Source organism: Sporomusa sp. 246TCP1 (assembly GCF_057319775.1).
In genome coordinates, this window is record NZ_CM170492.1 from 2,903,822 (window position 1) to 2,925,413 (window position 21,592).

The window sequence follows — 21,592 nt, forward strand, 5'->3', positions numbered from 1 at the left end:
GAGGTGATCTTATTTGCGTAATCAAATTCTCATGGCCGCGGCCGATGAAATGAAAACCCGTGGCGTAAAATTTACCATGAGCAACCTGGCCCGGCGCCTTAGTCTCAGTAAAACTTCTTTATATGAGCACTTTGCCTCCAAAAATGAACTTGTGCATGACATTATAGCTACAGCCACCCAGGACGTTCAACACCAGGAACAGGAAATCTACAATAACGCCGAACTGTCCGTAACAGAAAAAATTCAGGCCTTGCTTAAAGTCGCCCCAAAAGTGTTCGGCCCCATAAATAATCATAGTCTTTATGATGACCTTCGACATTATTATCCTGAGGAATGGCAGTTAGTAGCAGATTTCCGCCAGGAACAGCTGCACCACCTGACGTCCTTTATCGTTCAGAGTATTGAAACTCAGTCACTTCGCCCTATCAATGTACCTGTGCTCAGGCAAATCGTAACCAATGCGATGAATGACCTGTTCAACTACCAGTTTCTTGAGGAAAACAATCTGACCCATGCGGATGCATTATCGGCCATGGCAGATATCATCGTATTCGGACTACTTCCACCTAATAAATAAGATTTTCTCTCTTGGAATTTTTAAGTCGCACCTTTGTGCGATTTAAAAATCCCCTTCTGTACCATTTGTACTAAAAATGTAAATTAAGTACGAACATGTCTATACGTCTTCCTCAAAAATATCCCCAACAGTAACTTGTTTCAATATCAGTCAATCTGATGCTCAGGAGGAATAATGGAAATATACACTATCATTCACGGCATCCCCGTCATGGCCGACCCGGCATTGCCAAAAGAAGAAATCAACGAGCTTATTTCCGATCTCATCCAAACATGGGCCTGGGAAGGCAGACATCTGGGAAAAGTCGAGCTGGTTATTGATGGACAAATGATCCATGTCTGTTCTTATGAAAAACCTTCGATCCGGTCTGTCCCCCTTAAAAAGTAACAAAAATGAGGTGTAAAATCATGCAACGATGGAATTGGCTAACTAAAGTATCAAAAAAGCAATTATATTACAGTTTAACTGCGATAGTAGCGACGTTGTGTATCATTGGCGGTATGGTATGGAATGAACATCGTCAAACCAAGGCTGTTGCCGATGATATTACTGTGGTCCGGACAGCCGTAGTGGACGTTGCAGCAGCCACGCAAGGATATATGTATTCCGGCGAAGTCCGCGGACGCTATGAAAGCCAGCTGGCTTTCCAGGTAAGCGGCAAAATTATAAAACGGAATGTAGAACTGGGCAGCATAATAAATGCCGGCGATGTACTGATGCAGATCGATCCCAAAGATATTCAACAGACTGTAAACAGCACCTCCGCCCAGGTATACTCCGCCGAATCCCAGCTCCGTCTGGCGGAAAGCAATCTGAACCGCTTCAGGCAGCTCTATGAGCAAGGGGCTGTCGGCCGCATGACTTACGATCAATACGTCAGCGCCTATGAAGTGGCTGCAGCTGCGGTACAACAGGCTTCGGCCCAGCATACGCAAGGGGCCAATCAACTTGATTACAGCCTGCTGCGCGCTGACAAGCCGGGGGTAATTTCCGCCATCTCGGCGGAAATGGGGCAGGTGGTCAGCGCCGGGCAACCCGTACTGACTATTGTACAGGATGGCGAACGGGAAGTAGAAATCAGCGTCCCGGAAAACCGGATAGAAGAACTGCGCAAAGCCCAGCAACTCAAAGTGACATTTTGGGCACTGTCCAATGTAACAGTGGATGGCAGGGTACGGGAAATCGCCCCCATGGCCGATCCAATAACCCGTACTTATAAAGTGCGCATCAGCTTACTCAACCCGCCGCCGGAAATGAAATTGGGCATGACCGCTGCCGTCACCATCCTGGGCAGTGGCTCGCAGCAAACGGTAAGTATTCCGCTCGCAGCAATTTATCAAAACGGCTATATTCCGGCAGTTTGGGTAGTTACCGGCAATACCATTGCCTTGCGCCCAATTAAAATAGGCCAATTCGGCGATGGAACCATTCAAGTGCTGGAAGGTCTCCAGCAGGGTGAACGGATTGTAACCGCCGGAGTGCATAAACTCAAAGAGGGCCAAAAGGTAAAGGCAGGTGGTGATTCTATATGAAATCTTTCAATCTTACTGAATGGGCACTGAACCACAAGCAGTTTATTTATTTTTTTATCGCCCTCTTCTTCATTGCCGGCGTAGTTTCTTATAAAAATCTGGGCCGCATGGAAGACCCGGATTTCACAATAAAACAAATGGTTGTGGCCGTAGCCTGGCCGGGAGCTACAGCCCGGCAAATGGAAGAACAGGTGACGGACAAGATCGAAAAAAAACTGCAGGATTTACCAGGACTTGATTACGTAAGCAGTTACTCCACCCCTGGGTCCGCTGTAATTTACGTAAACTTAAAAGACTCTGTTCCAAAAAGCGAAATCCGCGCACGGTGGCTGGAAGCCCGCAACATGGTAAATGACATCAAAGGCACATTTCCCCAAGGCACTCTTGCACCAACATTTAATGACCGTTACGACGAAGTCTACGGTGTTATGTATGCACTGACCGGTGACGGCTTTACTTATGAGGAGTTAAGAGAAAAGGCGGAAAAAGTCCGCCGCATTCTGCTAGGCGTGCCCAGTGTGCGAAAAGTCCAGTTACTCGGTGTACAAACAGAAAAAATTTATATCGAGATGGAAAATAGCAAATTGGCCCAACTGGGTATCGATCCCGCCGTCATTACTTCTACCCTGCAAACACAAAATGCAATGACTCCCGGCGGCATGCTGGAAACATCGTCAGATAATCTCTATGTAAGAATCACAGGCATGTTTGAAACCATGAACGACATCCGCAATACACCCATCCAGGCAAATGGACGCACATTTCGCCTGGGAGACATAGCGAAAGTAACCCGCAGTTATTCCGAACCGGTTGACCCCAAGTTTTTCTATAACGGCCAGCCGGCTATCGGCATATCCCTGGCTATGGAACCTGGCGGCAATATTCTTTCTCTCGGTGAAAACCTGGAAAAAACCATTGAGCATCTCAGAAAAGAACTGCCCGCCGGACTGGAGCTTCACCAAACCGTCAACCAGCCAAAAGTAGTAGAAACCTCAATTGATGAGTTTGTCGAATCCCTGGCGGAAGCGATTATTATTGTCCTGATCGTGAGTTTTGCCAGTCTGGGTATGCGCTCAGGCGTCATCGTGGCTCTGTGCATTCCCCTGGTCATTGCCACCGTCTTTACCTTCATGAATTTACTGGGCATTGACCTGCAAAGAATCTCTCTGGGTGCCCTAATTCTGGCTTTAGGCTTGTTAGTCGATGATGCGATCATCACCATTGAGACCATGGTGGTCAAAATGGAACAGGGCTGGGACCGCTTTAACGCCGCCTGCTTTGCGTACACGTCGACAGCCTATCCCCGCCTGACCGGCGAACTCATTACCTGCGCCGGTTTTATCCCGGTCGGGTTTTCCCAGGGTACGGCTTCCGAGTATTGTTTTACCATTTTTTCAGTAATTACCCTTGCCTTATTGACCTCCTGGCTGGTTGCCGGTACAGCGACACCGCTGTTAGGCTACCTGTTTATCAAAATTAAGCCCCAGGCAGACGCAGACAGAGGTGATACCGTATATGACACTCCGTTCTACCGCTGGTTTAAGCAAATTTTATCCTGGTGCTTACAAAACCGTAAAAAAGTACTGCTCGCTACTGTGGCCTGCTTTATTGGTTCGCTTGGCCTGCTCGGCTTGGTCAAACAGGAATTTTTTCCTCCTTCCACCCGCCCGGAACTGATTGTACAACTCAAGCTGCCGGAAGGATCTTCCCTGAAATCATCGGAAGAAGTGGCCCGCCGGTTTGCTGAATGCATCCGGGAAGACCCTGACCTTGCCTACTATACCTATCATGTTGGCGAAGGAGCACCGCGCTTTGTCCTCAGTTTTGAGCCGGTTTTTCCGCGCACCAACTTCACTGAATTTGTCATCGTAGCCAAAGACCTCAAGGCCAGAAGTTCTCTGGCCGAAAAAATCAATACCCTGCTCGCTGAAGAATTTAGCGGCGTCCAGGGGCATATCAAGGTGATTGCCAGCGGCATGCCGTCAGACTACCCGGTTATGCTGCGGGTTAAGGGATATGACCATGACAAGGTCCGGGAAATCGCCGGCCAGATGCGAGATGCCCTGGCAGCACATCCCGCTGTAAAAGAGGTAAGTTTCAACTGGGACGAAAAAAACAAAGTCATGCATTTGGAGATTGACCAGGATAAGGCCAGGAAACTAGGCATGAGCACCCAGGCGTTGGCCGCTACTCTCCAGACGCAGTTATCCGGCGCAACCATTGCCGAATTCCGGGAAAAGGATAGAACTGTGAACATGTTGTTCCGCTTTGACGCCCAGGACAGAAATAATCCTTCCCGTCTTAAAGACTTGAATATCCACCTTGGCAATGGAAAGTATGTGCCGCTTGACCAAATTGCCAAAATTAGTTACGACGCGGAGGAAGGGCGTATTTGGCGCCGTGACTTAAAACCGATGATTCTGGTGCAGGCAGAAATCCGGCCCGGTATTACAGGCAACGACATTGTACAGCAAGTGTATGAAAATGATCTAAAGGAACTGCGGGCCAGCCTGCCGCTGGGCTACAGCATCGAATACGACGGGGCCATGGAAAATAGCATCAAAGCCACCGGCTTTCTCACGGCTCCGGTACCGGCGATGTTGATCACCATTATGATTCTCCTAATGATCCAGTTGCAAAATATTGCCAAAATGATGTTGACCTTGCTAACGGCACCGCTAGGCATCATGGGCGTAGTTATCGGCCTGCTTCTGACAGGAAGCCCGATGGGGTTCGTAGTACAACTGGGGATTCTGGCTTTGGCCGGCATCATTATGCGCAACTCGGTTATCCTGATGGATCAGATTGACCAGCTTCTGGCGGCGGGAATGCCGATGTGGGATGCGATTATCAACGCAACAGTTATCCGGTTGCGTCCTATACTATTGACAGCGGCAGCCGCCATACTGGGAATGATTCCGTTAGTATCCAGTGTTTTCTGGGGAGCTATGGCCGTCGCTATTGCCAGCGGATTGTTCGGTGCTACAATATTAACTCTCATCGTCTTGCCGGTCATGTATGCCGCCTGGAACAAAGCACAGCCCCCTCATAACATGCCGCAGACCCAGGCGATCTCTGATAAACACCCTTCGGTATAACTTCATATACTTGCTTAGACCTACTGAGCAACGGAATGGCAAAAAAATAAGCATCATATTTCATTTTAGGCGGTGGTGATATGAAAAAAATACGGCAAAGCAAATCCTGGATGCGGCCACACCTTTATTTGCCTCATTCAGGTTTAGGTGTAACCGTAGACCAATTGGCAAAGGCGGCCAATGTTAATGGCGCCGCTATTATCTATTATTTCGGCAGCAAGGAAAATCTTTATCGGGAAGTTCTAAAGCGCCAGTTTTCACCTGCACTTCAGACGCTGCAGGAAATGGACATCAGCTTCACTATAACCGCCACCGAACGTTTACTTAACTATGTAAAAGTGATAGCAGCTATCACGTCTTGATCCTATAAGAAAAGAATATAGAGAGCTGTTATATTAAAGCAGGTCAGGAAATTGTCGTAAGATACAATCCTTCATCGGCATTATAATATTTCCCATGCTTTCAAAAAATAGGCATCCATTAAAATAACCGCACTCAAAAACAATGTTATAAACAAAAAAGCTCTGCGAAGCAGGTGTTTCGATGAATCAACTAAAAATGGCTATAGTGTATATCCTCTGTGTGGCGACTATCGGAGTTATTGGATTCGCCTCCATTGAACACTTGCCATGGCTCGATGCCGTCTATTTGACAACCACCACGATAACCACCGTAGGCTATGGAGATGTAGTACCAGTAACTGCAGCCGGAAAAATCTTTACTATTCTTTTTTATGATTTGTGGTGTTGGCACAGCAGGCTATATGCTCACACTGATCATGAGCATCATCATTGAAGGACATATAAAAGATCGATTGGGGAGGCGCACAATACTGCAAAAAATAGCTAATTTAAAGCATCATATCGTTGTCTGCGGGGCCGGCCGGGTCGGACGGCAAGTAATAGCAGGCTTAAAAACCAACGGAAAGTCCTTTGTCGTAATAGAAAAAGACCCGGAAAAAGTCAATTCACTGTTAGCAAACGAAATCATGGCAATCTGCGGCGATGCCAAGCTAGATAAAGTACTTCTGACGGCTGGTGTTAAGATGGCTAATATCCTGGTAGCCGCTTTATCAGATGACGCCGATAACGTATATGTTACTTTATCGGCCAAAAGCCAAAATCACAGCATTACCGTCGCGACACGCGCGGATGAAGAAGAGGCTCAGTCTAAACTGAAGCAAGCCGGTGCGACAGTGGTCATATCGCCTTCCATATCAGGCGGAAGACAGATACTAGCCGCCATAACGCATCCGCTTGCCCATGATTTTTTCCAAAATATATTCTACAACCAGGAGCTCTATATTGACATGACCGAAATACACATTTGCGAAAAATCAGAACTTGTAGGAAAAAAACTTGGGGAATTTTGGGCTAAGAAGGCTCTTAATTTAACGATTGCTGCCATTAATCGAAACCATGCTTTTCTTCATACTTCACTCGAAAAAGAAACAATTGCAGCCAACGATATTCTCATTGTGATTGACCCGCCTGCCTCAATTCAGAAACTGACTAGATTGATATAGAAGGAAGGTGGCAACCATAAACATTGCTTACTCCAACCGTTTCTCCAGCGACCGTACTGTCAAGGAGGATGCCAATACCATCTGGAATATCGGTCGTCCAAGCCTTCTGCGGCACATGGATGATCCAGTAAAAGCTGGGATGACTTTAAAGGGATTCCTGAGGAAGTGGGGTCTGTGGTAAACCGTGTTGTAAAAACCTCCATACGGGATACACCAATCAGGGTGTATTATCCTAAAACAACAGGCATCTATCCTGTGCTGATCTTAATTCATGGTGGTGGATTTGTGCTGTGAAATATTGATGTCTATGATCCTATATGCCGGAAAATAACAAACAATGTGAACTGTGCTGTAATATCCATCGATTATGGCCTAGCGCCTGAGCATAAATTTCCGAAGCCTCTGGAAGAGTGTTACCAGGTTACAAGATGGGTATTGGACGGACAAACCCCCTCGAAAATCGAAAATGGTGAAGGATACCGGCTAACAACAAAAGGAATTGCCTGGTTTAACCAGCAGCATTTAAATGATATAAATAAAGCCAAAAAACCTTTGGCCTCTCCCTTGCTTGCAGGCAACTTTGCCGATCTTCCCCCCGCATGTATTATTACCTCGGAATATGACCCACTACGTGATGAAGGCGAAAATTATGCAGAACGGTTATCCGCCGCCGGGGTCAAAGTATGCCTCAAGCGGTATAATGGGATAATTCACGGCTTTTTCAATATGCAGAGTACACTGGAGGAAGCGCGGACTTGTTTTCTTCCAGTCGCCTGCCAGTCTGTGGGCATGCGTTCCGTGGTCGCCAGTCTTAAAAACTGCAAAATGATCTGAATCAAAGGTTCTGCTAACAAGTCCTGCATATCAGACTCAGCAGATACTCATCTAAACGGCTGATCATTGGGAAAGTCAACCGTGATGAATTAGGCAAATATTGCTACGGCAAGACAAAAGAATCGCCTCATGGCTCAACTCTTCCTTTTCGGTCGCACCGATCACTCATAACCCACTTAATTAGCGTTTTAAGAGAATGCAGTTTCCGCCGTGTTGTACGGTTGTTGTAAAAACTACTATGAAAACGAAAAAAGAGCTTTACGAAAACCTCGTAAAACCCTTGATATACAAATGGCGACCCCGGCAGGATTCGAACCTGCGACCTTTTGATTCGTAGTCAAACGCTCTATCCAGCTGAGCTACGGAGTCTTCTTTATATATTAACAGCCTTATTAAATAAGACCGACAAAAATATATGGCGACCCTGAACGGATTTGAACCGTCGATCTCCGCCGTGACAGGGCGGCATGTTAGACCGCTACACCACAGGGCCGTTATGAGAAGATGGTGGGCAATGACGGGATCGAACCGCCGACGTTTATTTCAACAAGTAAGTTTTGGTAACTTGCATTCCCTCAAAACCAAACAATGTAAGAGTATTCGACTATCGATTTTCGACCTGCGACTTTCGAAAAAGGCAAGGTTTCTATCTCTGTCTTGCATCTGCCAAATGTACCGACCTGGAAGTTGATTCGTGTTTATCGTCGAAGATCGAAGGTCGACCTTCGAACGTCGAATCGGTTCTCCCTAGAAAGGAGGTGATCCAGCCGCACCTTCCGATACGGCTACCTTGTTACGACTTCACCCCAATCATCGGCCCCACCTTAGACGGCTAGTTCCATTGCTGGTTACCCCACCGGCTTCGGGTGTTGTCAACTTTCGTGGTGTGACGGGCGGTGTGTACAAGGCCCGGGAACGTATTCACCGCAGTATGCTGACCTGCGATTACTAGCGATTCCGACTTCACGGAGGCGAGTTGCAGCCTCCGATCCGAACTGAGAGCTTGTTTATGCGTTTGGCTTACCCTCGCGGGCTTGCTTCGCTTTGTTTAAGCCCATTGTAGTACGTGTGTAGCCCAGGACATAAGGGGCATGATGACTTGACGTCATCCCCGCCTTCCTCCGCATTGTCTGCGGCAGTCTCCCTTGAGTTCCCGCCTTTACGCGCTGGCAACAAAGGATAAGGGTTGCGCTCGTTGCGGGACTTAACCCAACATCTCACGACACGAGCTGACGACAGCCATGCACCACCTGTTTTCGTGTATCCCGAAGGATAGGTTCTAATCTCTTAGCTTTTCACTCAATGTCAAGTCCTGGTAAGGTTCTTCGCGTTGCGTCGAATTAAACCACATACTCCACCGCTTGTGCGGGCCCCCGTCAATTCCTTTGAGTTTCAACCTTGCGGCCGTACTCCCCAGGCGGGGTACTTATTGCGTTAGCTTGCGGCACAGAAGGGGTCGATACCCTCTACACCTAGTACCCATCGTTTACGGCCAGGACTACCGGGGTATCTAATCCCGTTCGCTCCCCTGGCTTTCGCGCCTCAGTGTCAGACACAGTCCAGAAAGTCGCCTTCGCCACTGGTGTTCCTCCCAATATCTACGCATTTCACCGCTACACTGGGAATTCCACTTTCCTCTCCTGCACTCAAGATCTCCAGTTTCCTGCGCCTATACGGGGTTGAGCCCCGCACTTAGACACACGACTTAAAGATCCACCTACACGCCCTTTACGCCCAATAATTCCGGACAACGCTTGCCACCTACGTATTACCGCGGCTGCTGGCACGTAGTTAGCCGTGGCTTCCTCCTTTGGTACCGTCATTACTCTACATTATTTACATAGAATACGTTCGTCCCAAACGACAGAGCTTTACAATCCGAAGACCTTCTTCACTCACGCGGCGTTGCTCCGTCAGACTTTCGTCCATTGCGGAAGATTCCCCACTGCTGCCTCCCGTAGGAGTCTGGGCCGTGTCTCAGTCCCAGTGTGGCCGTTCATCCTCTCAGACCGGCTACTGATCGAAGCCTTGGTGAGCCGTTACCTCACCAACTAGCTAATCAGACGCAGACCCATCTCTAAGCGGTAGCATATTCAGAGGCCACCTTTCTTATCTCAGTCATGCGACTAAGATACCACATTCGGTATTAGCACCACTTTCGCGGTGTTGTCCCCAATTTAGAGGCAGGTTGTCTACGCGTTACTCACCCGTTCGCCACTAGGAGTTATAAATAACTCCCCGTTCGACTTGCATGTGTTAGGCACGCCGCCAGCGTTCGTCCTGAGCCAGGATCAAACTCTCCAATAAAATATTATTGAAGCCATTTGTTGGCTCTATAAATCAAATTAAGAAATTGTTTATTTTTGGTTTTGTATGTCGCAAGCGACATACTACCGCACATCTGGCATTTTTGATGCATTACTTACATTGTTCAGTTTTCAAGGAGCACATCGTCTGTTCTGTGACGGAAATATATCATAACATGTTGTTTTTGTTATTTCAACACAATTGTTTGTGCCATTTATTTCCGCCGCTCGCAGCGACTTTTATAGGTTATCATGTTGTTCATATCATGTCAACTGTTACTTACTGGTATTATGTTCATGCCCAAAATGTCGTCTCTTTATATGTCCAAACCTGCACTCAGCAGGTGGGTATTCTGGAGTACGCTTTTGCCCTCCACTCTGAGGTGGCTCGACAGCTGCATACTATTGAATTCCCTATATATTACAGTAGGTTGGACATAGCTAAGATAACAATTCATCCCAGGCTATGTATTGGAGGCAACACCCAGATTTGAACTAGGGGATCAAGGTCTTGCTAACCTTAGCCTTACCACTTGGCCATATCGCCATCATTTCGGACTTATTACTATATCAGATCATTTTAATTATGTCAACTAACTTATTTGACAGTAAAAAAGATTCAGCTTTTCTGATCTATAATGGTATCTGGTCGGAGCGGCAGGATTCGAACCTGCGACCCCCTGGTCCCAAGCCAGGTACTCTACCAAACTGAGCCACGCCCCGATTACTTTGTGGCAGGGGCAGAAGGACTTGAACCCTCAACCAACGGTTTTGGAGACCGCTACTCTACCAATTGAGCTATACCCCTAGATGGTGCCGGAGGTCGGACTCGAACCGACACGGAGTTACCCCCGGCAGATTTTGAGTCTGCTACGTCTGCCAATTACGTCACTCCGGCATTATGGTGCGGGAGACAGGAATTGAACCTGCACGCCTCGCGGCGCTAGATCCTAAGTCTAGTGCGTCTGCCAGTTCCGCCACTCCCGCGTCCTCAGAATTAATACTATACCAGTTGTTTTGATTATTGTCAACTGCGATTGTGATAATTTTAATTCATTTTCTTATCAAGTTTCTTGCACAAATACTAGTTGATCATATTTTTTCCAAAATTTCTTTTATCTCCACCGCTCTCAAAGGGAGCCCGTCAAGATGATTTAATGACACTCTAACCGGCCATTTCCTATCACTATCAACTTTGACATTCAATTTCAGTTCCATCAAGCAAACTAACTATTAACCTGCCGCCATCTTGGACTGTTATCTTCTCCACAAACGCCAAATACAAATCTTCATCAAAAACATTAATCATCTCAGCATCCGTTATTATCTCAATAAATTGCTTGTCCTTATACCTCACCAGCACATTATCGCTCCCCAACCGTTCCCGCCACTTCCCTAGAAAGTAGTCTTTTTTTTCAATCATCATATTAAACACATTAACAAAGGCTTGATGAAGTAAATTTGTGAATGCATTAGTATATTGAAGTTCAAGTACTTTTTCGATCGATTCTAATATAAAATACTTCTTCGGCATCAATGCAAAACCCGCTTCTAGATCACTCAATGAACTTATTAGCCCTATGGATGAAAAAACATTATCAAGATATGTCCCCGCATTTTGGTTATATGACTGGACCACATCAATAATTCTGGACCAAAGATGTGCCGGATTCCCCGATGAGCTTTGTGCAATTAATGACTGAATTAATGAAAGGCAAATTCCTGTTTCGGTATCCAAATCATAACCCAAAATATGAAACCCTTTTAAAAATTCCTTGAAGCTTTAACTTTACTATTGGCCAAGCTGGCAAGCAGGGAGCAATCTTACCGGTGAGCATTAGAACAATAAAGGCAGCTTGAACACGTGTTTCAAAATTCCCACCGACCCCTCCAGTAGAAAATGGATTACTCTGCTGTTTTGTAGAATCACGCATTTTTCATCCTACCTCTATTAGAAATTTCAATTGTATAATTTGACCCCAAAATACCCTTAATTGAATTTCACACCCTGGAACACGTTGTTATTGTCCACGATTAGCGGACCACGCAGTCCGATAATCGCCCTTATGTAATAATATCCATAACTTACTTTTCAGTAAACTATAGCTACTTTCTTTACCTAAATTAATATATCCCGCCATATTTTTACATATGGTAAGAAGTTTCGCTGATGGTGATGTTACGGGTGATAACCTTCTGCGTATCGAGTTAAATTTCAAGTCTGATAATATCCATATGTAAAAATGCCATACCTTGCTTTTCCAGTAAGTTATGGCTATTTTCTCTACCTAATTCCACTAGGTATTAAACTCATGGTTACAACACCAATCCTAACTAATTATAAAATGTAGATTTTCATAACTTCGGATCTTAATTTGATAAAGCCCATGAATTATCCTGCCTTTTTGCATATTCATTCAGGAAGAACCCCCAGCGAAGTTCAATCCCCAATAAATCCTACATTGACTGTAACACCTGTAAATCTGATTTTCTTTATTAGACCTTTAATGCCTTTTAGTATCATAAGACATCCCTCCTTCATCTGCATACTGGCAATTTCCCCTCAGCTTTAAGGGTTTTAAAATAGTTTTCACATTGAGTTACATCAAGTCGCATTTCACGGCTCTCACATCGTGAAAACGTTCGTCCCTTGATGGCGTGGACAGGACAGGCTACCGTACAGACCGTACATTCGTCGCAGCGAGTATCCATAAGCGTGTGGTTTTCAGTAAGCGGCGCATTGGTAAGGACGGTAGTCCATCGTACTCTGGGACCGTTATACGGAGTTATCAATAGACAGTTCAATATCTGGTATCACTTCGCCGGTTCCCATTTGCAGCGTACCGGCGATACAATGGCATTTTCTTCTTTCAATTCTTTAAATGCCTTATCGACATCTTTTCGAGTCAACCCGGACAATTTCTCAACCTCTCCTGCGCTTAACGGCTTGCCGGCAGTTTTCATGGTTTCAAGAACGGTCTCTTTAACACTCATGTTCAAACCTCCCTAATGCTTGTACTCAACAACTCACTTTTCAAACAATGCCAATAATTCTCCATAGCCTTCTTTCTCTAGCTCTTCTTTGGGAATAAACCACAATGCTGCCGAATTGATGCAATAACGTAAGCCGCCAGGTTGTGGCCCATCGGTAAACACATGCCCCAAATGTGAATCTGCATTTGTGCTGCGAACTTCCGTACGCATCATACCGTGGCTTGCATCTACCGATTCCTTTATTCTCTTTTTATCCAATGGCTTTGTAAAACTTGGCCAGCCACAGCCGGAATCAAATTTGTCCAATGAACAAAATAACGGCTCTCCTGACACAATATCAACATAAATGCCTTCACGTGTATTATCCCAATATTCATTTCGAAAAGAAGGTTCAGTAGCATTTTCCTGAGTTACGGCAAATTGAATCGAATTCAAACGTTTTTTTAACAGTTCCTTTTTATTAAAATCACCCTGATTCCTATCCATACAATCCCGCCCTTTTCAATGTTCACTGATTTTATTCATACCGCTCGCCCATCTATATTTTGCGTACGACAACAATTTTTGCTCTAACTGATCATAAGCAACCGGTTTGCTATTTCCAATTTCATCATAGGCAGACGCGATCCAATCAGCGATATACAGTATATCAAGTAAACTTTTATACTCCTGTTTAGTAAAATTAATTTTCATACTTCCTCCCAAGTTTAAAGCGTTATAATCGATTACTAAACTTCCTGCCATTAAATAACAAGGCGCTTTACAAAGCATATACTTCTACGAAAACGGACCAAATTAACGGTAAACGTATAATTGTACTAACTGCTATGTAGTGGCAATCCCAGAGTGCTTTTAAAACCGGAGCATTTTTTTCTATTATTCCCACATCAAACTCTCATACACATCAAAATAGTAACGGCATGTTATGTTCGCACATACTTAGGGGGGGCGCTTTTCCGACCCCCAACACACGTTCGCTGCACTTACTGCATGCAGCAGTAAAACCCTTATATTTCAAGGCCCCACGCCCCTTAACCCCGCCAAATTTCTTTTAGGGGGGTGCCGACCCCCAACGTATGTTCGCCCCGTTTAGCACGTCTATGAAAACATACAAACACACATTTTTAATTTATCAAAACCTGCGAGACCTTAGCGAGAAGATTCTAACGAAATATAACCTTTTTTTGCACTCATTGAAGTGTTATAGAACATGCTGTCTTATATTCTGCTAGAAAGACTATCATCGAATGGATGGTAATATTTTTGGCTATATTGACTATATTTGGAAAAACGTCGAATTTTGTGAGCTCTTCTGGGAGAAATTCTAACCAATTCTTGCCTCTATTTTTAATATAAGACCGTCTTTGTAGCTTATCCTTACCCATCGGCCTTCATAAATAGGGCCACCATGTGAACGGGTCTGGTTAAACGCCCCTGTACTATCGTCATAATCCAAATATCTAAATTTTTTGCCGTTTATTGTAAATGACTCATATTTATGTCCTGAAGCTGGGGCTGGATCAAAGTTTTCCACATACCCCTCAGTTATACTATAGTCACCTGAATTAAGCGTGGAAATATGGTTTTGCCTCTTTCCCAACTGCCCCTTACTGCTCATAAAAGCTATTTTACATCCAGTAATTCTGTGGTTATTTCATATATTTTTCATAACTCTACGCTAAATCCTTCCAAATTCGTAGCTCTCTACGTAAAAAAGTGCTTCGACCCATATTTTCAAGAGCCGGAGCACTTTTCATATTCTCCCCAGTATCAAACTATATTTGAGCGTATGCTCAATATTAATGAGCAGTCTTTGCTACCCACGTTTCGGAGGAACAGGTCGCACTGTACGGTTCGCCGTATCATGTCTAATGACAAATTTCTCTAATATTATTAAAAACTATTTCAGCCCTGATCCCGGCAAGGCCACTCTCTCAAGCCTTTTGACCTTCTGGTTAGCTGCGGAATAGAGTTCATCAAAGGGGTAAAATTTATTCAAAAAGCACACAATGCACGAACTTTTGGATGAATTTGATGTTATTGAGTGCTATGAACAACCAGGCCATGAGTTATGGGTCAGCGAGATAACGCAGAAGCAGATTGAGTATACAAAAATATGGGTGTAACTCCTCCTCGTTATGTTTGTCCGGGAGGATAGGTTTAAACTCTATTTTTTTCTGCGATAAGATAGGCCAACCTGGCCCTCGTCTCGACTAGATGAAACTAGAATTTCTCATATCATCGCGGCCTGTATGGGATTTGACCGGTTTAACCCCCGCCACTCTTTGGACTCGATCCGCAACTTTTCTCTTGCGGCACACTGGACGGCGGTCTCTCCTGCCCGCACTGCGGTCTGCACTGAATGCCTGCACCCCCTCTTTATCGCCCCCGAGACTTTCCACCGGCACTGTACTTTCAGGCTGGCCGCCGGCGTGTTTCACCCTACCGTCCTCCGGCACAGAATGCACAGAATACAAGGTCGGATACAAGGTGACGTTCACCGTCTCCCTTGTAAACCCGCACGGGCGCTCGGGTCGCTCCTCAGCGTTGCCCTATCCTCCCTTGCGGTAAAGCACGGATAGTATAGCATAATTACCTATTTGATTGGAATACCAAAAACCCAAATTGTCCTTGACATGGGGATACACATCAAAACGATACTAATACGCGAAATTATCGTTTTGCTAAAGGCTCGACCCTCCTTATGCTAAAAGTGTCGGTTTAATTGCATACTTTTACTGTTACAAGAATTGTAAATTCACGAAGGTGATAAGGAAACAACAACCGACCCAGGAATGAATGCGTCGATTGGGCTGTCGCCCGAAAGATGGTTCATTTTCAGAGTGAAGGTCATGCGGACCACTATCTTCTTTATTTCATCAAAACCAGGTACCGTTTAGGATATCTTTTGCGTCCCGGGTCATGGGGATCACATCTTCCCGATTTATATACTTAACGTCAAACTTGCGGTTAAGTGCAGCAAAATGCCGCAGACCGAAAGCAATTTTGTGCAGATAAGAGTATGCACCGATAGCTCCGAAAGACATATGGTCAGCTTCTTCATTGTAAATACTCCGCAATTCTGGCAGATGCCGGAACAGATCTTCCTTTGTTTCTCCATAACGTTCCAAATGTTTGGGAACCATACCTCTGTCCAGTAACTGTCCGACCTTTTCGCCTACCATAGCCGCAGCCATCGCAGCACGGCAGATGCCAACTAATTTTACATAGGGGGCACCAATAGCCAAGGCTTTAAATACCTGGTCTTCACTGGTTATACCGCCTGTAATGGCAATGTCAGGTACAGTCAATCCTATGCGTTCCAACCGCCCACAAATTTCGGGCAAAGCACTCTCAATGCATACCGCGGGCAGACCCCATTCATTCATCATCTTGCTGGGGCTGTAACCGGAACCGCCACCGGCCCCGTCTATGGTAACCAGGTCCACATCCAGTACGGCAGCAAGACGGAGAACCTCTTCAATATCATGGCGATCAAATCCTGCCATTTTGAAGTAGACATTCTTCATGCCAAGTGTCCGCAAAGACTTTATGCGCTGTTGCAACGCTTCTTCCGTCCACATAGGTAGGCGGTTATAGCTCCAGAATTCAGGACAAGCATGCTTTTCATACAGCTTGACGAATTCAGGGTCTTCCGGATCGGGATGTACGATCAAGCCATTTTTCTTTTTCATTAGGGCTTCCTGCAGACTGCCTATCCGGACGGCTGGCTGCGTACCTTTGGCAGATTGGCCGAATTTTAACTCAATGGCCGTAAATCCACACTCCGTAAGGGCATATTCAGCCAGGTCCATACTTAGGTCTTCCAGATTGCACTGGAGAACGATTTGCCCATAACCTTTGTCATAGCGACTGAAAGCTTCCCGCATCTCTTTCAGCATCTCAAAACGCACAATTTTTCCGTTTGCGTCAAGTTGCAGATTCGGGTCTTTACTAGGAGAGCCCTCGCCAATAACGCAGCAGACACCTGCCATAGCGGCAGCGGCAAAATAGTCCTTCCAGTTTAGCTTAATCAATGCCGGCAGGATAATTGGCATATTCAACTTGACTGGATTGCTACGGCCAATGGTAGTAGAAATGCCTACACCAAAAATAGTGGCCTGCTCGCTGTCAGCGGGACAGCCTACTGCTCCGAAGGCGCGGCCGTTGATGTTGAAATGGGAATAGTCAATGGGATAGTCTTTTTCACCCGCCACTTGGTTATTGCCAGTGTTAGTTGGATAGACAATCGATTTGCCAAGCACAGCAGACAAGCCAATTTCACAAGTACCTGCACAGTCAGCAGTACAGAAAGAGCACATACCGGAGCAGGGGGTGATTTTGTCACTCCGCATCTTAGTATCATTAAACGCCGAGGATAGATTAGGACTATAAGACATTTTAACCCTTCTTTCTATTTTATTTTTCCTTCGTTTTCTTTACGCATATGCGTTTCAATATTTATGGCTGACTCCATGTCACAAAATCCGGGGAATTCAGCAAATACTCTTTTCATAATAACCATTTCTTTCAGCTAATGCTATGTGCCTCACCTGCAGGACATAGGATAGGAAGCAAGGTTTGTTCGAAAAAACCATGCTGGCGAATGACATCCTGAACGCAGAGGCCTCGTTCATCAAGTATTGAGAATTATAATTACCTTTTTTCGGAAAACTGCGATTTATGGACTATCCTTCTCGGCTTATTATTCGAATGGACAAAATGCTTCCAGCATATTTCCTTTCTATACAATTACGCGGAACACCTGCCTATGCGCGCAATTGTTTATTGCGCGTAACGTTACCCCCTAAAAATCGAGTAGGAGCTGAGTAATTAATTTACTCAGTGACCTCTCACACCACTTATCCCGCAAAATGCGGCATCCCGATTATCGGCATCACACCCTCATATAAAGCCCTTCTTTCATGATAATATCGGGATAATATTTAGCGACTCAGTCCGTAAAGCTGCCTGATTAATTCCTCATCATCTTCCCATTCAAGATATGTGGTTTCTCCAGACACCAGCGGGTTCAGCTTTGAAGTAACTTTCTGGATGGCCTCTTTCTTCATTTCCGTATCAGCATTCGCATAAATCAAGGTCGATGAAATCTGCGCATGCCCGAGCCATTCAGCCAGCAATACCATTGGCATACCACTTCTGTACAAGTGCATGCTGCGGCTATGGCGAAACATATGGCAATGAAACGACTCAGGAACTTCAGGATTCATATTATGAGCAGCGACACCGTATTTCTTGATGAATCTTTCTGTGTTGTCTGGCGACATTGCAAATCGGCGCCCTTTACGCTCAGTGTAAAAAAGATAATCGTCAGAAGTGTGTTCAGGGTAAAAAACTGCAGCATATTTTCTGAAATGATCAACGGTTTTGGGCATTACCGGCACCAAACGCGTTTTTCTGCCTTTTCCGGTAATGACAACGTAGGGAGATTTCCCTTCGAAATGAATGTCACTTAGCTTGAGATCCAGCAGTTCTTGGTTTCGGGCTCCGGTATCATACATCAGTATCATAAAGAATAGGTTTCGCAACTCTTTCTTCTTTCTGGTATCTGGCTGCTCAAGTATTGTTTTCAACGCAGCTTCACTGAAGAATTTAATGACGGTAGTCTTTGCTGCCCTCTTTAAAGGGATAGTACACAAATCTTTGACGTATGCCTGAACACCAATATCCCTGGCACCGGCATATTTAACGAATGACCGGATACATGCGAGCCGATGATTGCGCGTGGAAACACTGCAATACCGTTCTTTTTCAAGATACCCTAAATAATTCTCGACAGTCTCCTTGGAAAGGCGCTCAAAGCTGAGTTTTCCCAGACTGATCCCATTTCTATCGCAAATGTAGCGTAACAACTGGTTAAGGCATTCACGGTATGATTTAACTGTATTGACGCTCACAGCTTTTTGATCGGGGAGATATACCGTCAAAAAGTCTCTCACCAACTTGAAAAACCGAGTGCTCTTCTCATTCATCTTCGGCCACCTCCGGGATCAAATCCGAAAAATGGCTCCAGTCAATAGCAGTTGAACGAATGAGCCTTTCGGGCAAAAGGTGGATGTAATATGCCGTGTCCGAAAAGTGGGTGTGGCCCATGTACGCACTCAGGTACGGGAGCTTGGCGTAAAGGTTCGCGCCTTCGTCCAGCCATTTCATCATCATTGTCGTAGCGTAGCGATGTCTAAGATCATAAGTAACAGCGCTTGCTTCATTGCCAGTTCCCCGGGCTTTACTCCAGATCATTTGAAACTGTCTGGCAAGCCAACGCCGATTAAATGGCGCGCCGTTTGTTGATGGAAAAAAGTACATATGGTTGGCGAAAATCTCTGCAACAGTTGATTGATAATTCTTGCACATCTGTAATACATCGTCGGACATGGCGACATAGCGTTCTTTGTGGGATTTATTTTTTCGGATTAGCAGTATGCCTTTGTCGAAATCAATATCGCAGCCCTGCAGTTCCCGACCTTCGTTCGGGCGTAGGCCGCAGAAATAGATCAATCTCAATAATACAGGAAGAATCAGATGCCGATGCGGAGAACAAAGATTAGGTGGAAGCCCGTCGCATTCCTTGAAAATGCTCAACATCTCTTTATCTGTGAAAATATATGGGGTTCGTGTCTCTTGCCTGGGGAGAAAACTTGATGGGATCACATAACAATCGACTCCGATTGCAGATAGGTACTTAAGCAGCTCCCGAATTGATTGAATCCTTCTTCTTGCCCCGGTCTTGGACTCGTTTTCCCGCCGTGAGCACCAGTTAAGAACTACGTCTTCCTTGAGTTCAGACACATTCAACTGCTTTGACTCTATGAATCTGCAAAAACGATCTAAATCGTACTCGTAGGAACGTCTGGAATAACCAATGGACTCTTTGTAGAGGAGCATATCCTCAATATATTCGCTGAGCGTTTTCATAGTCTGGAGCCCTCCTCAAAAGAGTCAAACCCCAGTGCGCATTCGCGTAAGCCCTCAATATCCAAAGAAATATATGGTCTTGTCGCGCCGGTGTTTTGATGACCAAGTATCTGTGTGACCGTTGTGATGGGTACCCCTTCCATTGTCATCTGGGTTCCAAGCATCCTTCTGATGCCGTGCATCGTTTTCCCATCACCAAGCCTATGTGAAACCCCTGCTGCTTTCATACGTCGGCGCAAGACGCACGCTACTGAAACGCCATCTTTAAAGCTTTGAAAAGGTGCAAGGCTTCTTAAAAATATCTGTGGAGATTCCGATTCCGGACGGCTGTTCAGGATATAGTCTGCCAACGCTGCGCCAACGGCTCTTTGCAGTGGAAGGCTAATTGGTATCTGGGTTTTTCCTTGGATTATTTGGACCTCGCTTTTACGCCAGTCAATATCCGACAGTTTAATCTTCGCAATGTCCCCAGCACGCATCCCGCTGCTTGCTGCCAAAAGCAAAATGGCATAATCGCGTTTCCCTATCGCGGTGCTTCGATCAATAGACCTGATGACTAAGTTCAAGTCATCCAGAGGCATGCACGGATATATTTTTCTCTCTCTTGCTCTCGGCACCATCAGTAAGCCTGCATACGGAAGTCCTGAATCCCCTGAACTGGTGAGATAATGATCCAGTTTACGGAGTGATCCGACAACATCGTCCATGCTTTTTGCGCGTGTCTGCGAAATATCGCTCAGAAACATCTGCACATGCTCTGCCTTAATTTGAGAGATATCGCTGATTCCCAAGCCAGTAAGCGACAGAAGAAAGCGCCTGACTATGGTTTGGTTATTACGATTTCTGAGTTCTGAGTGACTATCATCAGCGACACCGGCGATAATGCGCTCAAAGTTCTCCGATAAAGCGAAAGTATCTTTGTAAGCGGGGCCTTTCCAAACGAATCTGCCCGTCTCGCCTACTTCTCGCAGTATCCTGATTCCTCGGGTGCGGAGATTGAATACATTTCGGGAAATCGCTCCGGCCTGCAGGTTCTCTCTATAGAGTTCCTCAAGTTCGTTTATCAAGTCTTCACTGTAAAATTCTTCTTGTTTTACCTTGAAGAAAGCAGAGATTGGCTTAAAACTACGTGATGCAATCACTTCAAGTGAAGATGGGGCTAATCCTACTTCTTTTTCCAAAATCATTAATGCTTGTTGGATGATTCCAAAAATCGTACTATCTTTCATGTAAACCTCCTATTGAATTTGATAAATTCAATATACAGCATACTGAAAGAAAAATATTATCCCGATATTTTTACGGAAGAAGGGCTTTATATGAGGGTTTCAGATCAATAATCGGGATGCACGATTTTACGGGATAAGTTCTGTTATCCCGTTAACGGGATAACACCACCGTACGTACCGTTCGGTATACGGCGGTTCAATAGAATTAGTGTATTACTGAATACCTTTCACTTATGGTGATAAAGCCTACTTTCCTTAGGTATTCGTTGGTGAGTGTCCGCGAGAGGACTGGGCTATTGGCTGTGTGCCAATAGCTCTTTCTTGTGTTGGCATATTCCCACGCTTTGCGATTATCTATGCCGAGTTTCACAAGGTTATCGTGCTTCGTTCTGATTTTTTTCCATTGTTTCCAGAAGCACATTCTCTTATCCTTCTTCTCAGCCACTCATCCAGTGTCTTGGACATATCAGCCATACCAAAATAATTTACTCAGCCGACAATACACTGACGGAGTTTTTCTCTTCGTTGCTCCATACTCATGGCATTGCTTCGTCCTGTTAT

18 protein-coding genes, 7 tRNA genes, 1 rRNA gene and 1 other RNA gene are annotated in these 21,592 nt (G+C 45.3%); 8 read left to right on the forward strand and 19 right to left on the reverse strand.

The window, feature by feature from the left end; genetic code table 11:
* Window positions 1-13 precede the first annotated feature (13 nt).
* From AC1ECB_RS13460 to AC1ECB_RS13495, 8 genes are all read left to right on the forward strand, one after another.
* On the forward strand, window positions 14-577 hold the full coding sequence (locus AC1ECB_RS13460; RefSeq protein ID WP_485669159.1) for a TetR/AcrR family transcriptional regulator: 564 nt from the start codon (window positions 14-16) through the stop codon (window positions 575-577).
* Window positions 578-751: 174 nt separating this feature from the next.
* On the forward strand, window positions 752-964 hold the full coding sequence (locus AC1ECB_RS13465; protein WP_485669160.1) for a hypothetical protein: 213 nt from the start codon (window positions 752-754) through the stop codon (window positions 962-964).
* Between the two features lie 113 nt (window positions 965-1,077).
* Window positions 1,078-2,109, forward strand: coding sequence for an efflux RND transporter periplasmic adaptor subunit (locus AC1ECB_RS13470; RefSeq protein ID WP_485669337.1), 1,032 nt, complete (start codon window positions 1,078-1,080; stop codon window positions 2,107-2,109).
* The gene (locus AC1ECB_RS13475; protein WP_485669161.1) at window positions 2,106-5,207 is read left to right on the forward strand and encodes an efflux RND transporter permease subunit; all 3,102 of its coding nucleotides are present in this window, start codon (window positions 2,106-2,108) and stop codon (window positions 5,205-5,207) included. The genes AC1ECB_RS13470 and AC1ECB_RS13475 overlap by 4 nt, the downstream gene beginning before the upstream one ends.
* A gap of 80 nt (window positions 5,208-5,287) precedes the next feature.
* Window positions 5,288-5,569, forward strand: a complete 282-nt coding sequence (locus AC1ECB_RS13480; RefSeq protein WP_485669162.1) for a TetR/AcrR family transcriptional regulator — start codon at window positions 5,288-5,290, stop codon at window positions 5,567-5,569.
* A gap of 181 nt (window positions 5,570-5,750) precedes the next feature.
* Window positions 5,751-6,002: an ion channel gene (locus AC1ECB_RS13485; RefSeq protein ID WP_485669163.1), complete on the forward strand. Its 252-nt coding sequence runs from the start codon at window positions 5,751-5,753 to the stop codon at window positions 6,000-6,002.
* The gene (locus AC1ECB_RS13490) at window positions 5,971-6,732 is read left to right on the forward strand and encodes a potassium channel family protein (protein ID WP_485669164.1); all 762 of its coding nucleotides are present in this window, start codon (window positions 5,971-5,973) and stop codon (window positions 6,730-6,732) included. The genes AC1ECB_RS13485 and AC1ECB_RS13490 overlap by 32 nt, the downstream gene beginning before the upstream one ends.
* A 297-nt stretch (window positions 6,733-7,029) precedes the next feature.
* Window positions 7,030-7,566: an alpha/beta hydrolase fold domain-containing protein gene (locus AC1ECB_RS13495; protein ID WP_485669338.1), complete on the forward strand. Its 537-nt coding sequence runs from the start codon at window positions 7,030-7,032 to the stop codon at window positions 7,564-7,566.
* Between the two features lie 292 nt (window positions 7,567-7,858).
* Here AC1ECB_RS13495 and AC1ECB_RS13500 read toward each other — a convergent pair.
* The 19 genes from AC1ECB_RS13500 to AC1ECB_RS13590 form a co-directional block, all read right to left on the reverse strand.
* A tRNA-Arg gene (locus tag AC1ECB_RS13500) sits at window positions 7,859-7,935 on the reverse strand.
* Window positions 7,936-7,982: 47 nt separating this feature from the next.
* Window positions 7,983-8,059, reverse strand: a tRNA-Asp gene (locus tag AC1ECB_RS13505).
* Window positions 8,060-8,317: 258 nt separating this feature from the next.
* A 16S ribosomal RNA gene (locus tag AC1ECB_RS13510) occupies window positions 8,318-9,873 on the reverse strand.
* 294 nt (window positions 9,874-10,167) lie between these two features.
* Window positions 10,168-10,341, reverse strand: a non-coding RNA gene (ssrS, locus tag AC1ECB_RS13515) — 6S RNA.
* 3 nt (window positions 10,342-10,344) lie between these two features.
* Window positions 10,345-10,419: transfer RNA gene (locus AC1ECB_RS13520), tRNA-Cys, on the reverse strand.
* A 99-nt stretch (window positions 10,420-10,518) separates the two neighbouring features.
* Window positions 10,519-10,595, reverse strand: a tRNA-Pro gene (locus AC1ECB_RS13525).
* 9 nt (window positions 10,596-10,604) lie between these two features.
* Window positions 10,605-10,680, reverse strand: a tRNA-Trp gene (locus AC1ECB_RS13530).
* Between the two features lie 3 nt (window positions 10,681-10,683).
* Window positions 10,684-10,770 (reverse strand) — tRNA-Leu (locus AC1ECB_RS13535).
* A gap of 4 nt (window positions 10,771-10,774) precedes the next feature.
* A tRNA-Leu gene (locus tag AC1ECB_RS13540) sits at window positions 10,775-10,859 on the reverse strand.
* 202 nt (window positions 10,860-11,061) lie between these two features.
* A complete protein-coding gene (locus AC1ECB_RS13545; RefSeq protein WP_485669165.1) occupies window positions 11,062-11,622 on the reverse strand; it encodes a hypothetical protein in 561 nt (186 codons plus the stop codon).
* Window positions 11,612-11,806 (reverse strand): hypothetical protein, encoded by a 195-nt coding sequence (locus AC1ECB_RS13550; RefSeq protein ID WP_485669166.1) that lies wholly within the window; start codon window positions 11,804-11,806, stop codon window positions 11,612-11,614. Before AC1ECB_RS13550 ends, AC1ECB_RS13545 begins: the two co-directional genes overlap by 11 nt.
* 880 nt (window positions 11,807-12,686) lie before the next feature.
* Window positions 12,687-12,866: a hypothetical protein gene (locus tag AC1ECB_RS13555; protein WP_485669167.1), complete on the reverse strand. Its 180-nt coding sequence runs from the start codon at window positions 12,864-12,866 to the stop codon at window positions 12,687-12,689.
* Between the two features lie 33 nt (window positions 12,867-12,899).
* Entirely contained in the window at window positions 12,900-13,352 is a 453-nt protein-coding gene (gene msrB / locus AC1ECB_RS13560) for a peptide-methionine (R)-S-oxide reductase MsrB (protein WP_485669168.1), read from the reverse strand.
* Between the two features lie 15 nt (window positions 13,353-13,367).
* Complete coding sequence (locus AC1ECB_RS13565) at window positions 13,368-13,559, reverse strand: hypothetical protein (protein ID WP_485669169.1); 192 nt, start codon at window positions 13,557-13,559, stop codon at window positions 13,368-13,370.
* Between the two features lie 631 nt (window positions 13,560-14,190).
* Entirely contained in the window at window positions 14,191-14,484 is a 294-nt protein-coding gene (locus tag AC1ECB_RS13570; RefSeq protein ID WP_485669170.1) for a hypothetical protein, read from the reverse strand.
* Window positions 14,485-15,745: 1,261 nt separating this feature from the next.
* A complete protein-coding gene (locus tag AC1ECB_RS13575; protein ID WP_485669171.1) occupies window positions 15,746-17,266 on the reverse strand; it encodes a glutamate synthase-related protein in 1,521 nt (506 codons plus the stop codon).
* 546 nt (window positions 17,267-17,812) lie between these two features.
* Window positions 17,813-18,859, reverse strand: coding sequence for a tyrosine-type recombinase/integrase (locus AC1ECB_RS13580; RefSeq protein ID WP_485669172.1), 1,047 nt, complete (start codon window positions 18,857-18,859; stop codon window positions 17,813-17,815).
* A complete protein-coding gene (locus AC1ECB_RS13585; RefSeq protein ID WP_485666397.1) occupies window positions 18,852-19,802 on the reverse strand; it encodes a tyrosine-type recombinase/integrase in 951 nt (316 codons plus the stop codon). The genes AC1ECB_RS13580 and AC1ECB_RS13585 overlap by 8 nt, the downstream gene beginning before the upstream one ends.
* The gene (locus AC1ECB_RS13590; protein ID WP_485666396.1) at window positions 19,799-21,031 is read right to left on the reverse strand and encodes a site-specific integrase; all 1,233 of its coding nucleotides are present in this window, start codon (window positions 21,029-21,031) and stop codon (window positions 19,799-19,801) included. The genes AC1ECB_RS13585 and AC1ECB_RS13590 overlap by 4 nt, the downstream gene beginning before the upstream one ends.
* Between the last annotated feature and the right edge of the window lie 561 nt (window positions 21,032-21,592).

Bases quoted from the DNA above. Each gene is read 5' to 3' on its own strand.
- AC1ECB_RS13465 (WP_485669160.1), top strand. From the start codon at position 752: ATGGAAATATACACTATCATTCACGGCATCCCCGTCATGGCCGACCCG.
- AC1ECB_RS13470 (WP_485669337.1), top strand. From the start codon at position 1,078: ATGGTATGGAATGAACATCGTCAAACCAAGGCTGTTGCCGATGATATT.
- AC1ECB_RS13475 (WP_485669161.1), top strand. From the start codon at position 2,106: ATGAAATCTTTCAATCTTACTGAATGGGCACTGAACCACAAGCAGTTT.
- AC1ECB_RS13480 (WP_485669162.1), top strand. From the start codon at position 5,288: ATGAAAAAAATACGGCAAAGCAAATCCTGGATGCGGCCACACCTTTAT.
- AC1ECB_RS13485 (WP_485669163.1), top strand. From the start codon at position 5,751: ATGAATCAACTAAAAATGGCTATAGTGTATATCCTCTGTGTGGCGACT.
- AC1ECB_RS13490 (WP_485669164.1), top strand. From the start codon at position 5,971: ATGCTCACACTGATCATGAGCATCATCATTGAAGGACATATAAAAGAT.
- AC1ECB_RS13550 (WP_485669166.1), bottom strand. From the start codon at position 11,806: ATGCGTGATTCTACAAAACAGCAGAGTAATCCATTTTCTACTGGAGGG.
- AC1ECB_RS13555 (WP_485669167.1), bottom strand. From the start codon at position 12,866: ATGAGTGTTAAAGAGACCGTTCTTGAAACCATGAAAACTGCCGGCAAG.
- msrB (WP_485669168.1), bottom strand. From the start codon at position 13,352: ATGGATAGGAATCAGGGTGATTTTAATAAAAAGGAACTGTTAAAAAAA.
- AC1ECB_RS13565 (WP_485669169.1), bottom strand. From the start codon at position 13,559: ATGAAAATTAATTTTACTAAACAGGAGTATAAAAGTTTACTTGATATA.
- AC1ECB_RS13570 (WP_485669170.1), bottom strand. From the start codon at position 14,484: ATGAGCAGTAAGGGGCAGTTGGGAAAGAGGCAAAACCATATTTCCACG.
- AC1ECB_RS13575 (WP_485669171.1), bottom strand. From the start codon at position 17,266: ATGTCTTATAGTCCTAATCTATCCTCGGCGTTTAATGATACTAAGATG.
- AC1ECB_RS13580 (WP_485669172.1), bottom strand. From the start codon at position 18,859: ATGAATGAGAAGAGCACTCGGTTTTTCAAGTTGGTGAGAGACTTTTTG.
- AC1ECB_RS13585 (WP_485666397.1), bottom strand. From the start codon at position 19,802: ATGAAAACGCTCAGCGAATATATTGAGGATATGCTCCTCTACAAAGAG.
- AC1ECB_RS13590 (WP_485666396.1), bottom strand. From the start codon at position 21,031: ATGAAAGATAGTACGATTTTTGGAATCATCCAACAAGCATTAATGATT.